General features: G+C 68.3%; 23 protein-coding genes. 15 read left to right on the top strand and 8 right to left on the bottom strand.

Annotated elements, in window-relative coordinates:
- Nucleotides 1-8: 8 nt before the first annotated feature.
- Genes FBZ87_RS19265 through FBZ87_RS19240 form a run of 6 tightly spaced genes read right to left on the bottom strand, consistent with a single transcriptional unit; the run spans nt 9 to nt 5,867 of the window.
- Nucleotides 9-551: a chemotaxis protein CheW gene (locus FBZ87_RS19265; protein WP_145612226.1), complete on the bottom strand. Its 543-nt coding sequence runs from the start codon at nt 549-551 to the stop codon at nt 9-11.
- A 15-nt stretch (nt 552-566) separates the two neighbouring features.
- Complete coding sequence (locus tag FBZ87_RS19260; protein WP_145612225.1) at nt 567-2,306, bottom strand: methyl-accepting chemotaxis protein; 1,740 nt, start codon at nt 2,304-2,306, stop codon at nt 567-569.
- A 14-nt stretch (nt 2,307-2,320) separates the two neighbouring features.
- Nucleotides 2,321-2,821 carry a chemotaxis protein CheW gene (locus FBZ87_RS19255; protein WP_145612224.1) on the bottom strand — a complete coding sequence of 167 codons (501 nt, stop codon included), beginning with the start codon at nt 2,819-2,821 and terminating at the stop codon, nt 2,321-2,323.
- A 15-nt stretch (nt 2,822-2,836) separates the two neighbouring features.
- Nucleotides 2,837-4,984: a chemotaxis protein CheA gene (locus FBZ87_RS19250; protein ID WP_145612223.1), complete on the bottom strand. Its 2,148-nt coding sequence runs from the start codon at nt 4,982-4,984 to the stop codon at nt 2,837-2,839.
- A complete protein-coding gene (locus FBZ87_RS19245) occupies nt 4,981-5,349 on the bottom strand; it encodes a response regulator (protein WP_186454873.1) in 369 nt (122 codons plus the stop codon). The genes FBZ87_RS19250 and FBZ87_RS19245 overlap by 4 nt, the downstream gene beginning before the upstream one ends.
- Complete coding sequence (locus FBZ87_RS19240; RefSeq protein WP_246134487.1) at nt 5,349-5,867, bottom strand: STAS domain-containing protein; 519 nt, start codon at nt 5,865-5,867, stop codon at nt 5,349-5,351. The genes FBZ87_RS19245 and FBZ87_RS19240 overlap by 1 nt, the downstream gene beginning before the upstream one ends.
- A 347-nt stretch (nt 5,868-6,214) precedes the next feature.
- On the opposite strand from FBZ87_RS19240, the gene FBZ87_RS19235 reads away from it, so the two are divergent.
- The gene (locus FBZ87_RS19235) at nt 6,215-7,939 is read left to right on the top strand and encodes a chemotaxis protein (RefSeq protein WP_246134486.1); all 1,725 of its coding nucleotides are present in this window, start codon (nt 6,215-6,217) and stop codon (nt 7,937-7,939) included.
- Between the two features lie 152 nt (nt 7,940-8,091).
- On the opposite strand, the gene FBZ87_RS19230 is transcribed toward FBZ87_RS19235, so the two are convergent.
- Both FBZ87_RS19230 and FBZ87_RS19225 read right to left on the bottom strand, forming a co-directional pair.
- The gene (locus tag FBZ87_RS19230) at nt 8,092-10,047 is read right to left on the bottom strand and encodes a sensor histidine kinase (RefSeq protein ID WP_145612220.1); all 1,956 of its coding nucleotides are present in this window, start codon (nt 10,045-10,047) and stop codon (nt 8,092-8,094) included.
- Nucleotides 10,048-10,072: 25 nt separating this feature from the next.
- Complete coding sequence (locus tag FBZ87_RS19225) at nt 10,073-10,798, bottom strand: response regulator (protein WP_145612219.1); 726 nt, start codon at nt 10,796-10,798, stop codon at nt 10,073-10,075.
- A gap of 188 nt (nt 10,799-10,986) precedes the next feature.
- On the opposite strand from FBZ87_RS19225, the gene FBZ87_RS19220 reads away from it, so the two are divergent.
- The 14 genes from FBZ87_RS19220 to FBZ87_RS19155 all read left to right on the top strand — a co-directional run bounded on the left by FBZ87_RS19220 (nt 10,987) and on the right by FBZ87_RS19155 (nt 19,933).
- Nucleotides 10,987-11,265 (top strand): NHLP leader peptide family RiPP precursor, encoded by a 279-nt coding sequence (locus tag FBZ87_RS19220; protein ID WP_145612218.1) that lies wholly within the window; start codon nt 10,987-10,989, stop codon nt 11,263-11,265.
- Nucleotides 11,266-11,340: 75 nt separating this feature from the next.
- Nucleotides 11,341-11,619, top strand: a complete 279-nt coding sequence (locus tag FBZ87_RS19215) for an NHLP leader peptide family RiPP precursor (RefSeq protein WP_145612217.1) — start codon at nt 11,341-11,343, stop codon at nt 11,617-11,619.
- A gap of 25 nt (nt 11,620-11,644) precedes the next feature.
- Entirely contained in the window at nt 11,645-11,920 is a 276-nt protein-coding gene (locus FBZ87_RS19210) for an NHLP leader peptide family RiPP precursor (protein ID WP_145612216.1), read from the top strand.
- Nucleotides 11,921-11,939: 19 nt separating this feature from the next.
- Complete coding sequence (locus FBZ87_RS19205) at nt 11,940-12,227, top strand: NHLP leader peptide family RiPP precursor (protein ID WP_145612215.1); 288 nt, start codon at nt 11,940-11,942, stop codon at nt 12,225-12,227.
- A gap of 99 nt (nt 12,228-12,326) precedes the next feature.
- A complete protein-coding gene (locus FBZ87_RS19200; protein WP_145612214.1) occupies nt 12,327-12,581 on the top strand; it encodes an NHLP leader peptide family RiPP precursor in 255 nt (84 codons plus the stop codon).
- A gap of 37 nt (nt 12,582-12,618) precedes the next feature.
- Entirely contained in the window at nt 12,619-12,894 is a 276-nt protein-coding gene (locus tag FBZ87_RS19195; RefSeq protein WP_145612213.1) for an NHLP leader peptide family RiPP precursor, read from the top strand.
- Between the two features lie 82 nt (nt 12,895-12,976).
- Entirely contained in the window at nt 12,977-13,255 is a 279-nt protein-coding gene (locus FBZ87_RS19190) for an NHLP leader peptide family RiPP precursor (protein WP_145612212.1), read from the top strand.
- Between the two features lie 7 nt (nt 13,256-13,262).
- Nucleotides 13,263-13,544, top strand: coding sequence for an NHLP leader peptide family RiPP precursor (locus FBZ87_RS19185; RefSeq protein WP_145612211.1), 282 nt, complete (start codon nt 13,263-13,265; stop codon nt 13,542-13,544).
- An 8-nt stretch (nt 13,545-13,552) separates the two neighbouring features.
- The gene (locus FBZ87_RS19180; RefSeq protein WP_145612210.1) at nt 13,553-13,846 is read left to right on the top strand and encodes an NHLP leader peptide family RiPP precursor; all 294 of its coding nucleotides are present in this window, start codon (nt 13,553-13,555) and stop codon (nt 13,844-13,846) included.
- A gap of 47 nt (nt 13,847-13,893) precedes the next feature.
- Nucleotides 13,894-14,175, top strand: a complete 282-nt coding sequence (locus tag FBZ87_RS19175; protein ID WP_145612209.1) for an NHLP leader peptide family RiPP precursor — start codon at nt 13,894-13,896, stop codon at nt 14,173-14,175.
- A 35-nt stretch (nt 14,176-14,210) separates the two neighbouring features.
- On the top strand, nt 14,211-16,451 hold the full coding sequence (locus tag FBZ87_RS19170) for a TOMM precursor leader peptide-binding protein (RefSeq protein ID WP_145612208.1): 2,241 nt from the start codon (nt 14,211-14,213) through the stop codon (nt 16,449-16,451).
- Between the two features lie 12 nt (nt 16,452-16,463).
- Nucleotides 16,464-17,315 carry a hypothetical protein gene (locus FBZ87_RS19165; protein WP_145612207.1) on the top strand — a complete coding sequence of 284 codons (852 nt, stop codon included), beginning with the start codon at nt 16,464-16,466 and terminating at the stop codon, nt 17,313-17,315.
- Nucleotides 17,316-17,346: 31 nt separating this feature from the next.
- Nucleotides 17,347-17,664, top strand: a complete 318-nt coding sequence (locus FBZ87_RS19160) for an NHLP leader peptide family RiPP precursor (protein WP_145612206.1) — start codon at nt 17,347-17,349, stop codon at nt 17,662-17,664.
- Nucleotides 17,665-17,695: 31 nt separating this feature from the next.
- Nucleotides 17,696-19,933, top strand: coding sequence for a TOMM precursor leader peptide-binding protein (locus FBZ87_RS19155; RefSeq protein ID WP_145612205.1), 2,238 nt, complete (start codon nt 17,696-17,698; stop codon nt 19,931-19,933).
- Nucleotides 19,934-19,947 lie beyond the last annotated feature (14 nt).

Genomic DNA, 19,947 nt, shown 5'->3' with positions numbered 1-19,947 from the left:
GAATTGTCTTAAAGGGTGGCGGCCGCCGGCAGCGGTTGGGCGGAGGCGCTGGCCGCCAGGTCGGGCACGGCCTTACGCCCGATGACCGACGCCTCGTCGGCGGTGAACAGTGTCGCCAGGTCGAAGACGATGACGAAGCCGTCGCCGCGGCGGCCCACGCCACGAATGTAGTCGGAGCGCCACGACACCCCGATATCCGGCGGTGTCTCCAGTTGGCTTAGGTCCAGCGGCAGGACCTCGAACACCCGGTCCGCCATCAGGCCCAGGGCGATGTCCCGCCCGTTGATCGGGACATGCAGGACTAGGATGCGGGTATGTTCCGAGGGGATGCCGGGCGACAGGCCCAGTTTCAGCCGCAGGTCGATCACCGGCACACCCCGGCCCCGGACGTCGATCAGTCCGACAAGGTAGGGCGGGGTTTCCGGGATGCGGAACACCGGCCGCATGTCCAGGATTTCCACCACCGCTTCGACCGGGACAGCGTAGATCTCGCGCTCGATGCCGAGCGTGACGAACTGCGCCTCCCGCGAGGTTTGGGTCAGGCTGTTCATGATGGCCTCGGGACCTCAGTACTTCTCGAACTCGGCGTCGCGCGCATCGCCGGCGCCGTTGCTCAGGTCCAGGGCGAAGCCGGCGGCGGCCTTGCGCCCGGCCCCGACGCGAACCGACGCCGGGACCACGCGGCCATTGTGTCCGTGCCCGTGCCCATTCACGGCCCGCAGGTTCGCCGGGCGCGCGGGTGCGGGCGCCGGCTTGGCGGCGCTGGCCACCGGCCGCGACGGCCGGCGCGCGGCCGCGACCGACGCGGGCGCTGCCCCATCCACCCGGAAGTAGGCGATGCTGGCCTGCAACTGCTCCGACTGCGCCGCCAGCTCCTCCGACGTCGCCGACATCTGTTCCGACGCGCTGGCGTTCTGCTGCGTCACCTTGTCCAGCTGCTGGATTGCCTGGTTGATCTGCTCCCCGCCGATGTCCTGCTCCCGGCAGGCCGCGCTAATCTCCGCCACCAGCTCCGCCGTCTTCTTGATGTCCGGCACCAGGCGCGTCAGCATCTCACCCGCCTCCTGCGCCGCCTGCACCGTCTGCGACGACATGGTGCTGATCTCCGCCGCCGCCGTCTGGCTGCGCTCCGCCAGCTTGCGCACCTCCGATGCCACCACGGCAAAGCCGCGGCCGTGCTCGCCCGCCCGCGCCGCCTCCACGGCCGCGTTCAAGGCCAGCAGGTCCGTCTGGCGCGCGATCTCCTGCACGATGGTGATCTTCTCCGCGATCGTCCGCATGGCCTGCACCGCCCGCGTCACCGCCTCGCCGCTGGTCTGCGCGTCCGCCGCGGACTGCCGCGCGATCTTCTCCGTCTGGCTGGCGTTGTCCGCGTTCTGCTTGATGTTCGCCGCCATCTGCTCCATCGACGCCGACGCTTCCTCCGCCGCCGACGCCTGCTCCGTCGCCCCTTGCGACAGCTCCTCCGCCGTCGCCGACAGCTCCTGGCTGCCCGACGACACGTTCTCCGACGCCGACGTCGCCTCGCCCACGACCCCCCGCAGCTTCTCGACCATGCTGTTGATATGGCGCATGAGGTCGCCCACCTCGTCGCGCGACGTCACCTCGGCGGTGCGGGTCAGGTCACCGTCCGCCACGGCCTGGGCCAAGGCGCCCGCCCGGTTCAGGCCGCGGCTGATGCCCAGCGCGATCCAGGTTCCGGCCGCCACGGCGACCAGCAGCGACGCCAGCACGGCGACGGCCAGCATCAGGCGCGCGCTTTCGTATTGGGCGACGGCGTCGGCATCGGCGCGCGCCATCTGGGTGCGGTAGAGCTCGATGATGTCGGCCAACTGCCGCTGCGCCTCACCCACCAGCTGGCGCGCCGGTCCCACGGATATCTCCAGGGCCTTGGCCTGTTCGCCGCGCTTGGCCAGCTCGCGCATCTTGTCGTCGGCGGCCAGGAACTGCTGCCAGGTCGCCTGCAGCGCCTGCCATTTTGGCTTGCCCTCCGCGCTGATGATGGCCTGGACCTTTCCGACCAGGTCGGCGAAGTCCTGGCGATAGCGCGTGATCTCTTGGTCGTACTTCTCGATCTGCTCGGGGTTGGTCGAAAGAAGCATGTTCTTCTCGGCCCGCACCATCTGGACCAGGTTGACCAGCACCTCTTCCGCCCATTGCAGCTTCTGCACCGGGCCGGCGATCATGTCGCGCATCGTGGTGTTGATGGCGGCCAGGCTGCTGATGCCCAACCCCGCCGTGGCGGTGCTGAGCATGATGATGAAGGCGAAGGTCAACGCCAACTTCAGCTTGATGGTAACACGCATATCAGGTTCTCCCGTCAGGCTGCGGAGCGTTGGGATGGGGTGGCCGCATCGTCCCGCGCGTCACCGCGGGAGAAGATGCGTTCCAGGTCCAGGACAACGATGAATTCGGCACCGCGCTTGGCGATGCAGCGGATGTATTCCGGCCGCCAGCGCATACCGATGCGCGGCGTCTCTTCCAGGGCGGAGGCCGCCATCTGGGTGATCTCGTACACCTTGTCGGCGCGGATGCCGACGATCACGGGGTCCCCGTCGATCATCACCTCGGTGACGACGATGCGGGTGTCGATGGTCGGCGGCTGCAGCTCCATCCCGAACTTCAGGCGCAGGTCCGCCAGCGGCACCACCTTGCCACGCACATTGATCAGCCCGCCGACGAAGGGCTGGCTGTTGGGCACGCCGGTCACGGGAATGAGGTCGAGGATCTCGCGCACGTGCGCCGCCTCCAGGGCGAAAACCTCGCCTTGCAGGCCCAGGGTCAGGACTTCCAGCGGCGCGCCGCTTTTCCATGCTGTCATGATGTCCCCCTGCCGTCAGCTTGCGGCTTTGAAGCGGTTCTCGTAGGCCATGCCCAGCTTGACCAAGTTGGCGATGTCCAGGATCAGGGCCACGGCGCCGTCGCCCAGGATGGTGGCGCCGGCGAAGGTCTCGACATCGGCGTGCAGCTTGGACAGCGACTTGATCACGGTCTGGTGATTGCCGATCACCTGGTCCACCACCAGGCCAACCCGCCGCCCGCCGAAGGAGACGATCACCGCCTTCTGGTAGCGGTCGGGAGGCTCTGTCACCTGGAACAGCTCGCGCAGGCGCAGGAAGGGCACCAAGTCGCCCCGGATGTTCAGGAAGCTGCGCCCGCGTGAGCGCGCGTCCTCCTCCGCCGACAGTTCCACGCATTCCTCCACCGCCGACAGGGGCAAGGCGTAGCGCCCGGTGCCGACGCGCACCAGCAGGCCGTCGATGATGGCCAGCGTCAGCGGCAGCCGCAGGGTCAGCCGGGTGCCCTCGCCGGGCGTGCTGGCGATATCGATCTTGCCGCGCAACCCTTCGATGGCGCGCTTCACCACATCCATGCCCACGCCGCGGCCGGACAGGCTGGTCACCTCTTTCGCGGTCGAGAAGCCGGGCTCGAAGATCAGCTGGAACAGTTCGGCGTCCGACAGCTTGGCGCCGGCCGGGATCAGTCCCTGGTCCTCGGCGCGGGATTGGATGCGCGCGCGGTCCAGGCCCCGGCCGTCGTCGCTGATGGATACCATGACCTCGGCCCCGGCATGGCAGGCGGTCAGGGTGATGCGCCCCGCCGCCGGCTTGCCCGCCGCCGCGCGCCCCTCCGGCGCCTCCAGGCCATGGTCGATGGCATTGCGGATCAGGTGGATCAGCGGGTCGTTGAGGCGTTCGATGACCGTCTTGTCGAGTTCGGTTTCCTCACCCACCGTTACCAGTTCGATGCGCTTGCCCAGCTCGTTGGCCAGGTCGTGGACCAGCCGGCGGAAACGCCCGAACAGGGACCCGATGGGCACCGTGCGGACCCCCATGGTCGTGTCCCGCAGCTCGTGCGCGAGGCGCTCGATCTCCTCGGCGATCGCCTTCACTTCGGCGTCGTTGCTGAACGCTGCGACCTGCGACAGGCGGGACTGCACGATCACCAGTTCGCCGACCCTGTCCATCAACTCGTCCAGCCGCTCGGCCGGCACCCGGATGCTGTCCACCGCCTTGGCTGCGCCCTTGACCCCGCCCTGCGGGTTCCCTGGCAGAGCCGAGGGACCGGTCCCGGCGGCGCCGAGGCCGGTACGCACATGCTGCTGCTCCGCCAGCGCCGCCGCCAGGGTGTCGGGGGAGACTTCGCCCGATTTGACCAGCAACGTGCCCAGGGGCATCTGCGCGGCCACGGCGGCGTCCACCGCCTGCTGCGCCACATCTCCCCGGTCCACCAGGATTTCGCCGATGCGGCGGCCTTCGCCGGCCATGCCGATGGCGTCGATCGACAACTCCATGTCGTCGATCACGAACATGAAGACTTCCTCGATCGCGGTGCGGGGCTGGCTGGTGGTCAGCACGACGTCCCAGGCCAAGTGGCACTCCGTCGCCGCCATCTCCTCCAACGCCGGCACACCTTCGGTCCGCGCCACCACCGTGGCCACGCCCAACCCGCGCAACTCGTCCAGCAGCAGCAGGGGATTGGTTCCCATCGCCATGGCGTCCCGGGCCAGCCGGAAGCGGATGCGCCAGGTGGACGTGCCTTCCGGGGACGTTCCCTGCGGTGCATCCTCCGGCTCCGGCGCGGCTTCAGCCGCCGCCATGGATGGCGACGGGCCGCCCACGATCTGCTTCAGCGACTGCAGGATGGCGTCGCCGTCCGCGGCCTCCGCCAGGTCGGGCGTCTCGATCAGCAGCCGCATGTGATCCTTGGCTGCCAGCCCCACGGCGATCAGCGCGCGGCTGGGTGCCACCTTGCCCTTGCGCACCAGGTCGAACGCCGTCTCCACATGGTGGGTGAAGGTCGCCACCGCATCGAAGCCGAACATCGCCCCCGATCCCTTCACGGTATGAAGGGCGCGGAAGGCGCTGTTGATCAGGTCGTCGTCGTCCGGCGCATGCTCAAGGTCGAGCAGCGCCTGCTCCAGCTGCTCCAGCAGTTCCTGCGCTTCCTGGCGGAAGATGGTGGCCGGGTCCAGCGTGCTCATGCGCCCAGAACCTTGCGCACTACGGCAACCAGCTGTTCCTGCTGGAAGGGCTTGGTGATCCAGCCGGTGGCACCCGCGGCCTTGGCCGCCTGCTTCATCTCGGCATCGGATTCCGTGGTCAGGAACAGGATCGGCACGCCGCGATAGGCGGGCAGCTGGCGCAGCGCGCGGATGAGGTCCAGCCCGTTCATCACCGGCATGTTCAGGTCGGTGACCACCAGGTCCACCACCGTGTCCTTGGCCTTGGCCAGCCCTTCGGCGCCGTCGCTGGCCTGCACGACGTCGTATCCGGCGCCGGACAGCGTCAGCTTCACCATCTGGCGGACGCTGGAGGAATCATCAACGCTCAGGACGGTCTTGGCCATCATCGTGCCTCCGTGTGCAGCCAGAAATCGCTATCGGTGGTCTGGTCGGCGGGGGCGGGGACACCGGCCGCCAGTTCTGCGGTCATGAGGAAGCCGCCCCGGTGCAGCGTGTCGCGCAGCGGCCCGGAAACCGGCTGCGCCAGCTTGAGTACCCGCTGGGCATCCCTGGCGCTTTTCCGGGCGGCGAGCAGCAGTTGGACAAAGCTGATGTCCACCTCGTCCAGCGCGCCGCAGTCTATTTCCAGAACGGCATGGGCCTTCATCGCGCTCAGGAGGGCCGCATGTGTCTCTTCGGCGTTACGCAGTGTGCGGGCGCCCTCAAAAACGACTTTCCCGACATCGTCATTCGAGGATTTCGGCATCATAGGCACCCCGCTTGAGTTGCTTTGAAAAGAACATGGGTTCGCCTTTTGCGGCCGGTATTCGCCGGTCGCGAATTTATTGATCAGTGAGAAGGATTTGCCTTTAAAAGAATTTTCCCAACGCAAATGCCAATCAAACCGGATGGACTGACGCACCTTATGGGTAGTTGGTTGATAAAGTGTAAATGACAACCGGCATATTGACTGATATATATCAATATGGCCGGAAAGAATTTTGAATAAAATTCAATGTAAATAGGCAATTAACAAAAATTCTGAAACCATTACAGTCATCGCCCAGAAGTCACACTTCATCACAATTGGCGTCCAGGCCGCCCCCTCTTTGGGGGATGTTAGGCGGGCGAGGGGCGGTCCAACGTTCACGGGTTCATTATGATGCCACATCACCACATGGGTGAATGGTCACTCCAGTATTAACCACCAATTTACTTGTTTGATGAAAAGTGGCCATCAACACGCCGAAAAATTGACTGGGGATACGCATGGGCAGGGATCTGGATACCGTGGCCAAGGCGATCAGGGCCGCGTCCATATCGACCGACACGCGTTTCCTGGATATCGGCCGCCGCTTGGAAACCTCGGCTGACATCCTGACGGCGTTGACCCGCACCTTCGATACGCTGTCCGACGAGATGAAGGGGGACGGCCTGCGCCTGGCCACGCAGGATCTGTCGCAGGTGGCGCGCTTCGTCTCAGCCCTGAACCCCGGCGGCGAGGCGGGGTCCTTCCGCACGCTGACCGCGCTGGTCACGGCCATAACCGGCAGGCTGGCGCGTATGGACAAGTCGATCAAGGGCGTCGGCATGCTGGCCACCAACGCCAAGATCGCCGCGGCGGTCATCGGCGACACCAGTGCCGAGTTCATGAACTTCGCCACCGAAATCCGGCGCACACTGGGGCTGGCGCAGGCCAGCCTGGACCAATTCGCCGCTGAACTGGCGGGTGTGGGCCGGCACTTGCAGGCCGCCGCCGCCGACCAATCCGCCCTGGATGCGCGGCAGGCGACCGCCATCCGCACCGTTCCCCAGCGGCTGGCCCACAGCATCGGCACGGTGGTCGATCGTGGCGGGCGGGCGGGCGCCATCGCCGCCACCGTCGGCCAGCGTTCCCAGGACATCGCCAAGCGCATCGGCCTGGCGGTCATGGCGCTGCAGGTGGGGGACATCACGCGCCAGCGCATGGAACATGTCGATTACGCCCTGGGCCTGGTGTCGGAGATGGCGGCCCAGGCCGGTCCACGCCAGCCTGACGGCGCCCCCACCCCCGATGACGTGGCGACGACCACGGGGTTTTGCTGCCGCCTGCAGGCGGCGCAATTGGACGACACGGCGGACGAACTGGCGCAGGAGATCGGGCAGATACTGACCTCGCTGCGCGACCTGGCACGCGACGCCCGCGACATCCTGAACCTGGGGCATGACGCCTTCGGTGCCTCCGGCAGCCAGCAGGGCACCTTTGTGGGTGAACTGGAAGGGGAGGTCGCAGAGGTCGATGCCCTATTGCAGGGCTATGGCGCGGCGCGGCGCCAGGCTGACGAGGTGGCAGCGTCGGTGTCGGAAGCGACCACGCGGCTGGCCAGCCAGATCGGCACCATGCGCGCCCTGGAGGCGGACATCCGCATCATGGGCCTGAACACCAGCCTACGCTGTGGCCGGCTGGGCACCGTTGGTCGGCCGCTGTCGATCATCGCGCAGGAATTGCGCCTCTACGCCAATGAGATCGCGGTGGAGGCCAACGGCGTGATGGGCGAACTGGACCAAATCGCCGCCATCGCCGCCAGCCTGTCGGGGCAGGCGCGCGACACCAGTGCTGCGGATACCGCGGCCATGGCCGACATCATGGCGCGTTCCATCGCCCGCTTGGGAACCGCCGGCCAGAACCTCGCTGCCGCCCTGCAGACCCTGGAACGGGATGGCGAGACGGTGGTGGACCTTCTGCAGGAAACGGTGGATCGGGCCGCCGCACATGGTGAAATGGGCCAGGTGCTGCGGCAGGCCGCAGCCGACCTGGCCCTCCTCGCTCCGGGCCCGCACCTGGGTAACGTCCCAGCGCGGGCCGAGCCGCTGATCGCCCAGATGGCCCGCAGCTACACCATGGCCCGCGAACGCCAGGTGCTGGACCGGTTCGCGCCCGGAAAGAACCAGGCGCCAGCGGCGGTGCCCGGACCGGCCGCCACGGCGGACGATCTGGAAGACATCTTTTTCTAAGGTCCAGCCGTATTATCCAGATACGGGTTGGTCCCCGTCCGGAATCAGCGGACGGATTCACTTCCCATTGGCGCCGCCCTTGGGGTGTCCGAGCGCCGGCCGTATCAATCGCGGCCGCTATGGGAGCTTAAGTTCCGTCGCTCGCGAAGGCGTCAGCCGGCAGCCACGGGCATGTCGCGGTTGAGTGGCAGCCACAGGCTGAAACGGGTGCCCGAGGGGCTGGAATTCCAGGCGACCATGCCACCCAGGGCTTGGGCGCGGCGCTGCTGGTTGCGCAGGCCGCGCCCGGAAGGGGAGGCCACGGTCGCTTCAGCGTCGAAGCCCCGGCCGTCGTCCTCGATGGTGACGCGGACACCGGGCGCATCACCCTGGGTGTCGGGGATGGTGTCCAGGCGGATGCGGCTGGCCTGGGCGTGGTGCAGGATGTTGGCGATGCCCTCTTGCAGGATGCGCAGGATGTGCAAGGCACTGGACGGGTCCAGCCATTCCAGGGTCGGCAAGTCCTGTACGTTCCACACCAGGGTAATGCCGGAGCCTTCCAGCCGCGGTTCCAACCGGTAGCGCAGCGAGGCCAGCAGCAGCAGCAGGTCGGCATCCACCGGTTCCATGGAATCGATGGCCAACTTCAGGTCGTCCAGGCAACCCTTGAGGATTTGCGAGACCTTGGTGTCGTCCACCGCTCCCTTTTCGACGGAGCGGATGGCGCTGATCAGCGAGGCGCCCACGCCATCGTGCATGTCCTGCATCAGGCGCTGGCGCTCCTCGCTTATGGTCCGCCGCCGTTCGGCCTCGCGCAGGCGCTGGTGGCTCACCTCCAGTTCGGCTTCCCGGGCGCGCAGGCGTTCCGCCAGGCTGGCGTTCACCCGTTCCACCTCCGCGATGGCGGCGATATAGCGCCGGTACAGCACGGTGCCGCACATGGCGAAGGTCACGGCATTGGTGTAGGCGCCCAGGAACCATCCCTCGGGGCTCAGCACATGGTTGTGCATCATCCAATCGGTCTGGCCCAGCACGGTGCAGATGGCCAGGGCGGCGGCCAGCAACCTGGCCTCGGGGAAGCGGCGCCAGGCGCAGGCCACGCCCACCACGCTGACCGTGGCCGCCATCACCAGGGCCACGGCGTAGATGCGGGGCACGATGACAGGCGTGCTGGGCAGCACCGGAAGGACGCCGACCATGGGCAGGGTCAGAAAGGTCAGGATACTGGTCACGCCCACCACGGCGCCGGTCAGCAGCGTCAGCGGCCGGCCATGCAACATGCGCAGGAAAAGGTGAAGGATGACGATCAGCCAAAACAGGGCGTTGATGGTCAGCCAGGCGAACCAGTCGCTGGTGATGGGCACATCCAGGTAGAAATGCAGATGGGCCGCGAACGAAATCGCGGCCAGGCCGAAGAACAGCAGATAGCCGGTGTCGTGCCGGCGCCGGAACCAGACGACCAGCGCGAACACACCGACCGCCAGGAAGGCGGAGTTCAACGCCATGGGCAGCTCACGCTGCAGCAGCTGACGCACGCGGTGGCGAAGGTTCAAGGCCGGTTCCGGCCCCAGCCACAGGGTGGACAGGGCCACCGGCGTGGTCGGGGCGTGGTCCAGGCGGATCAGGATGTCGGTCGGCGGCCCGCCATTGGCGTCCTGGTCCAGCACCACCCATAGGGGTGTGAACAGGCCGTTCCACGGGCGGCCCTGCCGCTGCTGCCAGTCCACCAGCCTGCCGTTCACGTAAATGGCGTAGGGGCCGTCGGTGTCGATGCGGGCGCCATACAGGGCCATCGGACCGGGCCCCGCCGTCAGGTCGGGTGCCGACAGCCGGATCCAGGTGTTGGCGGGATAGCCGGGTGCCATGGCCGGCACGGTGCGATCGACCGGAACCATGGGTTCGGCATAAGGCAGGCCGATAGCCTGCCAGGCGCCGGTCGGCGACCCGCCATCCAACGTTGTGGGCGGCCGGGACGGCGTGCCACCGTCGGCCAGCAGAATCTCGGCCCGCGTCAGGTGCACGGCCTTCCCCGGTTCACCCACCATGTCATGGACGCCGGCGATCAGCAGCGACATCGCGGAGAACAGCAGGACGGCGGCGGCCAGCAGGGACGCGGGACGGAAGGTCATCAGCGGCGGTCGCGGGGCCAAGGGATCAACCGTTCAGCAGGCCCAGCGTCCTGGCCTCATAAATGGCCTCCGCCTTGGAGGTGACCTCCAGCTTGCTATAAATGCGCCGCACGAAGGTGCGGACGGTGAAGTGTGACAGGTCCAGCATCCGCGCCACCTCCACCGTGGTGAAGCCCTTGGTGATGAGGGACAGCACTTCCTTCTCGCGCGGCGACAGCAGGGATGGGGTCTCCTCCGGGGCTTCCGTCCCGGCCGGGCCGGTCTCGGCCATCGGCGGGGGCGTCAGGTCCGTCCCACGGTCGCGGAAGCGCAGCAGGATCTGCCGGGCGATGATGGGGCTGATGGGGCTGCCGCCGGCGGCCAGGCTGCGGATTTCATCGACAATGCGGACCGGCGCGCTGTCTTTCAGCAGATAGCCCGCCGCCCCGGCCTCGATCGAGCGCATGACGTGCGTCTCATCACCGAAACTGGAACTGACCATGATGGCGCATTCCGGCCAGCGCTGGGCGGCGGCGCGGATGATGTCGATGCCGCTGCCATCGGGCAGGCCCAGGTCGACCAGCAGCACGTCTGCCGGCGGCCCGTCCAGCAACGCCAGCCCGTCGGCGCGGGTGGCGGCGACGCCCGACAGCCGCAGATCGTCCGCGGTCCGGACCGCCTGGCGCAGCGCGTCCAGGAAGCCGGCGTCGTCCTCGACGATCGCGACGGCCACACGGGACGGTGCCTGGGCTGTGGTGGGCATGGGCTGCATGAGGGACACTGCCATACAGGGGTGTGCGACAGCCAGTGTCGCGCGTTTGTTCTACAGACAAGATCCGGCCCCGTAAATACTCTCACTCGAGATCGGCAGCCAGTACATGGCCACGTCAATAACGGTACGAAGGCGACCGGTATTGGGCAAGCAGTCGGCTGCGCCACTCAAGATGGGGGAGTATGAGCATGAACGCGGAAGAGAACCTGAAGATCACCGGTCGTGTCATCGCCAAGGCCTGGGCCGATGAGGGCTTCAAGGCCAAGTTGTTGGCCGATCCGGCCGCGATCCTGAAGGCCGAAGGCCTGGCGCTACCGGCCGGCGTCACCTTCAAGGTGGTGGAGGACAGCGCCACGGTCCAGACCTTGGTCTTGCCGGCGCGGCCGACGGACCTGTCCGACGAAGACCTGGACCGGGCCGCCGGGGGCGCCTGCCGCTGGAGCGTTATCTGTGAACTCAGTCTCTGAGGTTCGGGGCCCAGCTCTGACGGGGACCGAACTTTCCTTTTGGCATCAAGGCGTTTGACATCGAGGAGAGACGAGATGGTGGGGGAAGACAGCGCCCGGGCCTATGGCCGGGTGGTGGCCAAGGCTTGGTCCGACGATGGGTTCAAGGCACGGCTGATGGCCGATCCGGTGACGGTCCTGCAGGCCGAGGGCCTGGCCGTGCCGGCGGGCCTGACCGTGACGGTGCTGGAGAACACGCCGACCCGGTACACGCTGGTGCTGCCGGCGCGGCCGACGGACTTGTCCGACGACGACCTGGACGAGGTCGCGGGCGGCTGGTGCAGCTGCGTCATGTCCAGCGACTTTTGCCTCTAAGGCATCCGGCGGGGAGGGCGGGGAGATGTCGGGGAACACTGATAAGGCATACGGCAAGGTCATCGCCAAGGCATGGGCCGATGCCGCCTTCAAGGCGCGCCTGCTGGCCGACCCGGCCGGCACGCTGGCGGCCGAAGGGGTGGCGGTGCCGCCCGGCGTCCGCCTGACCTTGGTCGAGGATACGGACACCGTCCAAACCCTGGTGCTGCCGCCCCGGCCGGCGGATTTGTCCGACGACGACCTGGCGGGCATCGCCGGCGGAACGCCTTGGCCCCGCTGCATGTGCCGGTGCGGTCCTTGAGATATAAGGAAACCAAGACATGATGAACGAAGAGACGGCGAAGATCACCGGCAAGATCATCGCGAAGGCTTGGGTCGATGACGGCTTCAAGGCCCGCCTGCTGGCCGATCCGGCCGCAGTGCTGAAGGCCGAGGGCCTGGACCTCCCGGAAGGCGTCACCTTCCAGATCGTGGAGGATGGCGCCGGCGTCCAGACCCTGGTGCTACCGGCCCGGCCGTCGGAATTGTCGGACGAGGATCTCGGCGACCTGGCCGGCGGCCGGCCGGTCCCCGGGCCGGGGGTTCCGCCCAAGCTGTACACCTTCTGACCCCTTTGGTTCGGGCATCTCCTAAATGTCCCGGGGCGCCCTTCGTCCGATCACTCTTTGAAAGAATGCCGGCCCAAGAAGCATGGGGGAAAGGGCGCGATGCTGAGCGCGAACACTCTAAACCAGATCATCGCCAAAGCCTGGTCCGACGATCGTTTCAGGGCCCGGCTGCTGGCCGATCCCGCCGCCGTGCTGACGGCCGAAGGCGTCGACTTCCCGGCGGGCGTGACCATCAGCGTGGTGGAGAACACCGCCACGCATCTCAACCTCATCCTGCCGGCTCCGCCCACCGACCTGTCCGACGATCAACTGGACGGCGTCGGCGGCGGCTTCGGCTGGTGCTTCACCCTCTAAAGTCCGGCCGATGCCGGATCATGAAAGGAACAGTGACATGACGAACGAAGAAAACCTGAAAATCACCGGCAAGATCATCGCTAAGGCGTGGGCCGATGAGGGCTACAAGGCCCGCCTGCTGGCCGACCCCGCCGCCGTGTTGACCGCCGAGGGCGCCGACTTGCCGGCGGGCATCACCTTCAAGGTGGTGGAGGATACCGCCGCCGTCCAGACCCTGGTGCTGCCGGCGCGGCCGGCGGACATGTCGGATGATGACCTGAACGGTGCCTCGGGGGGCGGCGCTTTCTGCGTTGCGTGCCTGAGCATGTTTTAAGGCCCCGATAGAGACGTCCGGTGGCGGTGCATGCCGCCACGGGGGCCCCCCCATGCTGTGACATTCCGAAAAGGAAGAGGAAATGCTGAACGAAGAGAACGCCAAGGTCGGCGGCCGCATCATCGCCAAGGCCTGGACCGACGAGGGTTTCAAGGCGCGCCTGCTGGCCGACCCGGCGGCGGTGCTGAAGGCCGAGGGGGTGGAGGTGCCGGCCGGCGTCACCCTGAACGTGGTGGAGAACAGCGGCACCGCCTACACCCTGGTGCTGCCGGCCCGGCCCACCGACCTGTCGGACGAGGATTTGGACAGCACCGCCGCCGGCGCCATCCTGTGCGTCATCCCTTGCGGCTCGACCTTTTGATGCCGCCATGACGGAGGCGGAAAGCGACGCGGCGATCGACGACATCATCACCAAGGCTTGGGGGGACGAGGCCTATCGGGCGCGGCTGCTGGCCGATCCTGCGGCGGTCTTGAGGCAGGAGGGCATCGACCTGTCGGTCGGCGCCCTCGTCCAGGTGCTGCAGGACACTGCCACCGTTCAGACCCTGGTGTTGCCGATGCGGCCCTGGGATTTGGCCGAGGACGTGCTGGAGGGCACGGCCGGCGCCCTGTCCGCCGTCTGTTACGACAGCTTCATGCAATGGCCATGAGGGAAGGGATGAACCAGGGGAACGCCGCCGTCACCGGCCGGATCGTCGCAAAGGCCTGGGCTGACGACGCCTTCAAGGCGCGCCTGCTGGCCGATCCGGAGGCGGTGCTGCGGGAGGAGGGGGGCGATCTGCCCGCCAGCGTCACCGTCCGGGTGGCGGTGGATACGGACGCCGTCCGGACCCTGGTGCTGCCGGCCAAGCCCGTGGACCTGACCGAAGAGGAATTGGGCCGCGTCGTGGGCGGGGGCGACCCCTCCTACTGCGCCAACTGGTGCCTGTGTTGCGCCAACTGCGCCATCTGACCGGGCTGCATAGCCATTCAACCCCTGACCGCGAGAGGAATTGCGCCATGACGCATGAGGAAAAAGCCAAAGCCTATGGCCGTGTCGTCGCCAGGGCCTGGGCTGACGACGCCTTCAAGGCCCGTCTTAAGGCCGACCCCGTGGCCGTCCTGCGGGGCGAGGGGGTGGACATCCCGGCGGGCATGGCCGTCACCGTGGCGGAGAACACCGCCACCGTCTGCACGCTGGTGCTGCCGGCCCGGCCGGCCGACCTCAGCGATGAGGAACTGGACGTGGTGTCCGGCGGCTTCGACCTGGCGGCCCACTCGGCCTGCGCGCCGATGTTCTGACCCATCCCCACCCAGACGAACGCGGCACCCTATCCATGTTGAAAACTCCCGCCCTGAAGGCGCACCTGCGCGCGGCCGTCATCCCCGGCGAAGGCGTCTTGATGCTGACCGAGGACGGCGCCAAGGTGCTGCACGGCGCCGCGTATGAAAAGATCGTGCCCCTGATCGATGGACATCGCACGGCCGACGACATCGCCGACGCCCTGGCGGGGCAGGTGGACGCCGCGCGCGCCTACTTCGCCCTGGCCCGGATGGAGGAACAGGGTCATCTGGCGGCGCCGGCACCCGATCTCGCCCCGTCCGTGGCCGGCTTCTGGCAGGCCGCGAGCGCCGACGCCCGGGCGGTTCAGGATGCGCACGCCACTCGCCGCGTGGCGCTCATGACGGTCGGCGGCGTGGACGCGGCCCCCCTGCGGGCGGCGCTGGCGACGGCGGGCTTGGCGGAAGAAACACCCGAGATGGCCGACCTGTGGATCGTGCTGGCCGACGACTATCTGCGGCCGGAGTTGCGGGACATCAATAGCCGGGCGCTGACGGCGGAACGGCCCTGGGTGCTGGCGCGCGCCGGTGGGCGGGAGCAGTGGCTGGGCCCCTATTTCGAACCCGGCGCCACGGCCTGCTGGGAATGCCTGCAGCGGCGGCTGACGCGCAACCGCGCCACCCACCGCTTCGCCGCCGCCAAGCTGGACGTGCAGGGTCCGCTGGTGCCGCCCGTCGGCCTGCCCGTCACCCTGGCCGCCACCTGCCACGCCGTGGCGCTGGAGGCGGCATTGATCCTGGCGGGCCTGCCCAGCACCCTGAAGGGCCAGGTGGTCGGCCGTGACTGGGTGACTCATACCCAGCAAATCCACGTCCTGACGCCCAACCCGCTCTGCCCCGCCTGCGGCACGCCGGCGGAACCGGTGGCGCGGCCACTGGAATTGGGCACCGCGCGGGCGGCCTTCCAGTCCGACGGCGGGCACCGCAGCGTGCCGCCACAAGCGACGCTGGCGGCCTACCAGCACCTGGTCAGCCCCATCACTGGGGTGGTCAATATGTTGCAGCCGGCGACGCCGCCGGATGAGACGCTGGCCCATGTCTATGTCGCGGGTTCCAACGCCGCCCGGCCCATCGGCAGCTTGCGCGACTTGAAGCGCAGCCTGCGCAGCAGCAGCGCCGGCAAGGGCGTGTCAGAGGCGCAGGCCAAGGTCAGCGCCCTATGCGAGGCGCTGGAGCGCAGCAGCGGCGAGATCGCGGGCGATGAGGTGCGGGTGCGCCGGGCCTGGCGCGACTGGCCCGAGGGGGAGGCCATCCACCCCAACGCGATCATGGGCTACAGCGAGGCCCAGTTCGCCGACCGTGAGGCGCAAAACGCCAAGCAATCGGTCTTCAACGTCACGCCCCTTCCGCTGCCCGATGATCACGCCGTGGACTGGACGCCCCTGTGGTCGCTGACCGAGAAGCGGTTCAAGCACCTGCCGACGCAGCTGGTCTATTACGGGGTCGACGGTGGGCGCAGCGGTCCGGACTTCTACGCCATGGGCTGTTCCAACGGCAACGCCGCCGGCAACACCCGGGAGGAGGCGCTGCTGCAAGGCTTCTTCGAACTGGTGGAGCGCGATGCCACCGCGCTGTGGTGGTACAACCGCCTGCGCCGCCGGGGTGTCGCGACCGACACCTTCAATGATCCCTACCTGCCGCGCATCGCCCGGCATTACCGGGAAAAGCATGGGCGGGAGACCTGGGCGCTGGACCTGACGTCGGACCTGGGCATCCCGGTGTTCGTGGCCCTGTCCCGTGAGGTCGACGCCCCGCAGGAACGCATCCTGTTCGGCCTGGGCTGCCACCTGGACGCCCGCATCGCCCTGCAGCGCGCCTATGCCGAGATGAACCAGATGCTGGGCCTGGCCACCGCCGAGGTGGAGGGCAAGATCGAGGATCCGGAGACGCTGCACTGGCTGCAGACGGCCACGGTGGCGAACCAGCCCTATCTGGCGCCCGACCCGGCCCAGGCGCCGGTGCGGTATGAGGAATTCCCCGTGCAGCACAGCGGCGACTTCCTGGCCGACATCAACCACTGCCTGTCCATCCTGGATCGCGCCGGCCTGGAGATGCTGGTTTTGGACCAGACGCGGGCGGAACTGGGCCTGCCGGTGGTCAAGGTGGTCGTCCCCGGCCTGCGCCACTTCTGGGCGCGCTACGCCCCGGGCCGGCTGTACGACGTGCCCGTGCGCATGGGCTGGCTGGACCGGCCGCTGACCGAGGCCGAACTCAACCCCATTCCCATCTTCGTGTGAGGGGACCCGACCATGAGTGACTTTTCCGAAAGCCTGTCGTTGCCCGGCGGCCTGTATCTGGAAGCCTCCGACGAGCGGTTCCGCTTGCACCGTCTGCCGCCATGGCAGGCCGGCCCGGCCGACGCCCTGTCGGCGCAGGGCTCGGCACGGTCGACGCGGCAATTGATGTCCGGTGCCATGTATGCCGGCTTCTCCGCCGCTGTGGCAGCCGCCGCCGGGCCGCGTCCGTCCTCCGCCCAGCGCGACGTGTTCCTGCGCTACGTCCACGGCCTGGCCGCCGGCTGGCGCACCACGGGCGTCACGCCGGGCGCCATGCGCCGCGCGGCCGACCGGCTGGAGGAGCGGGGCCAGCTCGCCGTTGCCGCCCACTGTCGCCACGTGGCGGAGGAGGAGACGGGGCACGACACCCTGGCCTGGCTGGACATGGAGGCCCTGGGCCTGCCAGCGGCGACCTTCGTGGAACGCCTGCGCCCCCGCACGGCGATGGCCCTGGCCGAACGGCACCGGGAATTGGCGGAATCCCCGGAACCCATCGCCGTGCTGGGCTACGCCTATGTCCTGGAACGCACTAGCCTGAACGTGACCGCCGAGGTCATCGCCGAGGTGGAGGCCGCCTTGCCGGCCGGCGTCTTCGCCACCCGGTGCCTGCGGGTGCACAGCGCCGTGGGCAGCGACATCGGCCATGTCGACGAAAGCCTGGAGTTCATTGCCAGCCTGGATGCGTGGGACCGGGCCATCATCGCGCGGGAGGCGTTCAACACCGCGCGCGTCATGGGCGGGGGCGACGATTATCCCGGCGATGACGCCATGCGCGACCTGTTGGCCGAGCTTATGCAGCCGACACCGGCGCTGGCCTGCGCCTGACCATCACGACATAAGAGAAGGGAAGAAGAGCATGCAGACCGATGACAATGCCAAGGCCTACGGCAAGATCGTTGCCAAGGCCTGGAGCGACGACACCTATAAGGCGCGGCTGCTGGCCGACCCGGCGGCCGTGCTGGCGGCGGAGGGGGTGGCGATGCCCGCCGGGGTGACATTCCGCGTGGTGGAAAACACCGACACTGCCTACACCCTGGTTCTGCCGGCCAAGCCCACGGATATCAGCGACACCGATCTGGACGCCGTCGCCGGCGGGCGCTTCGCCTTCTCCTGCGGCGGTCCCGCCGTGGTGAAGCCCAAGCCCCCCGGCAATCCCACCCGGCGGTGCATCTGAGCGTATCCAACAGCGCGGCGTTGCGGATCCGATGTTGAGAATTCCCCTCCTCAAGGCGCATCTCCAGGCGACGGTTTTCCCGGGCGAAGGCGTCCTGCTGCTGTCGGAAGACGGCGGCAGGGCGCTGCACGGCGCCGTATACGAGGGGATCGTGCCCTTGCTGGACGGCCGGCACACTACCGACGCCATCGTCGACGCGCTGGCCGGACGGGTGGACGCGGCCCGCGTCTACTACGTGCTGGGATTGCTGGAGCGGGCAGGGCATCTGGTGGAGGCGGCCCCGGATCAGACGGGGGCGGAGGCGGCCTATTGGCACGCGGTCGGCGTGGACGCGCCGGCCGCGCGCCATGCCCTGGCGGCCCGGCGCGTGGCGGTGATCGCGGTGGGACCGGTGGATGCCGACCCCCTGCGCGCCGCCCTGGTGGCGGCCGGCCTGCAGGAGGGGACGGCCGATGGGGCAGATCTGTGGATCGTCGCGGCCGACGACTACCTGCATCCGGAATTGGCGACCATCAACGCCGCCGCCCTGGCCAGCGGCCGGCCCTGGCTGCTGCTGCGTACGGGCGGGCGGGAGCAATGGCTGGGCCCGCATTTCGTCCCACATCAGACGGGATGCTGGTGCTGTCTGCAGCGGCGCCTGGCCCGCAACCGCGCCCTGTTCCGCCTGGCCGCCGACCAGCAGGGGCGGGAGGCCCCACGGCCGGTTCGGGCGTTGCTGCCCGCCGTCCATGCCGCGACCTGCCAGAACGCGGTGGCGGCGGCCGCCCTGATCCTGGCCGGCGCGCCCTGCGGCCTGACGGGACGGGTGCTGAGCCTGGACCTGACCACCCTCGCGCAGCAGGCCCACGTCCTGGCGCGCAATCCGGCCTGCCCCGCCTGCGGCAAGGCCCCGGTGCCGGTGGCCCGTCCCCTGGAATTGCGCATGGGCACGGCCGCCTTCCGCGCCGACGGCGGGCACCGCAGCGTCGCGCCTGAGACGACCCTGGCCACCTACGCGCACCTGGTCAGTCCCATCACCGGCGTGGTGCGCGCGTTGGAGCGGGCCGGGCCGGCGGGCGAGGGCCTGACCCATGTCTACACCGCGGGCACCAACGCCGCCCGCCCCATGGAAAGCCTGAACGACCTGAAGCGCAATTTGCGCAGCAACGCCTCCGGCAAAGGGGTGTCGGAAGCCCAGGCCAAGGCCAGTGCCCTGTGCGAGGCCATTGAGCGGTACAGCGGCGAGCTGTCGGGCGGGGAGGTGCGCATCCCCCGGGCCTGGCGGGATTGGGATGTGGGCCAGGCCATCCACCCCAACGCCGTGATGCACTACAGCGACGCCCAGTTCGCCGACCGCGTGGCGCAAAACGCCAAGGGATCGGCCTTCAACGTTACGCCTCATCCGCTGCCGGACGACGCGGTGATCGACTGGACGCCCGTCTGGTCGCTGACCCGGCAGCGGCACCGCCACTTGCCCACGCAGCTGCTGTACTACAACGTCCGGGGCCGCGACGCGCCGGACTTTTACGCCGTCGGCTGTTCCAACGGCAGTGCCGCCGGCAACACGCGGGAAGAGGCCATCCTGCAAGGCTTTTTCGAGTTGGTGGAGCGCGATGCCGTCGCCATCTGGTGGTACAACCGCCTGGCGCGCCCGGCGGTGGCGGTCGACGGCTTCGGTGATCCCTACCTGACCCAGCTGCGCGACCATTACCGCGACCGCTACGGGCGGGAAGTGTGGGCCCTGGACCTGACCACCGACCTGGGCATCCCCGTGTTCGTGGCCCTGTCCCGGCAAGTGGGAACACCGGCCGAGCGCATCCTGATGGGCATGGGCTGCCACCTGGACGCCCGCATCGCCCTGCAGCGCGCCTTCGCCGAAATGAACCAATTGCTGGGCCTGGCCGATGATGGCCAGGATGCCGAGCTGGAGGAGCCGGACACGGTGGCTTGGCTGACCGGCGCCACGGTGGCGAACCAGCCCTATCTGGCCGCCGACGGGACCCGAGCGCCCGTACGGCTGGCGGATTTTCCGGTGCAGCACACCGGTGGTTTCCTGGCCGACATCGACCATTGCCTGTCCATCCTCGACCGTGCCGGGCTCGAGATGCTGGTGCTGGACCAGACGCGGGCCGACGTGGGCCTGCCGGTGGTGAAGGTGGTGGTGCCGGGCCTGCGCCATTACTGGGCGCGTTTCGCGCCGGGGCGGCTTTACGACGTGCCGGTGCGCCTGGGCTGGCTGGAGCGGCCGTTGGCCGAGAGTGACTTGAATCCCATCCCGATTTTCATGTGATGGGGCGCTGATGG

Source organism: Nitrospirillum amazonense (assembly GCF_007828035.1).
Classification (GTDB): Bacteria; Pseudomonadota; Alphaproteobacteria; order Azospirillales; family Azospirillaceae; genus Nitrospirillum; species Nitrospirillum amazonense.
This window is presented reverse-complemented; position numbering and strand designations above follow the sequence as displayed.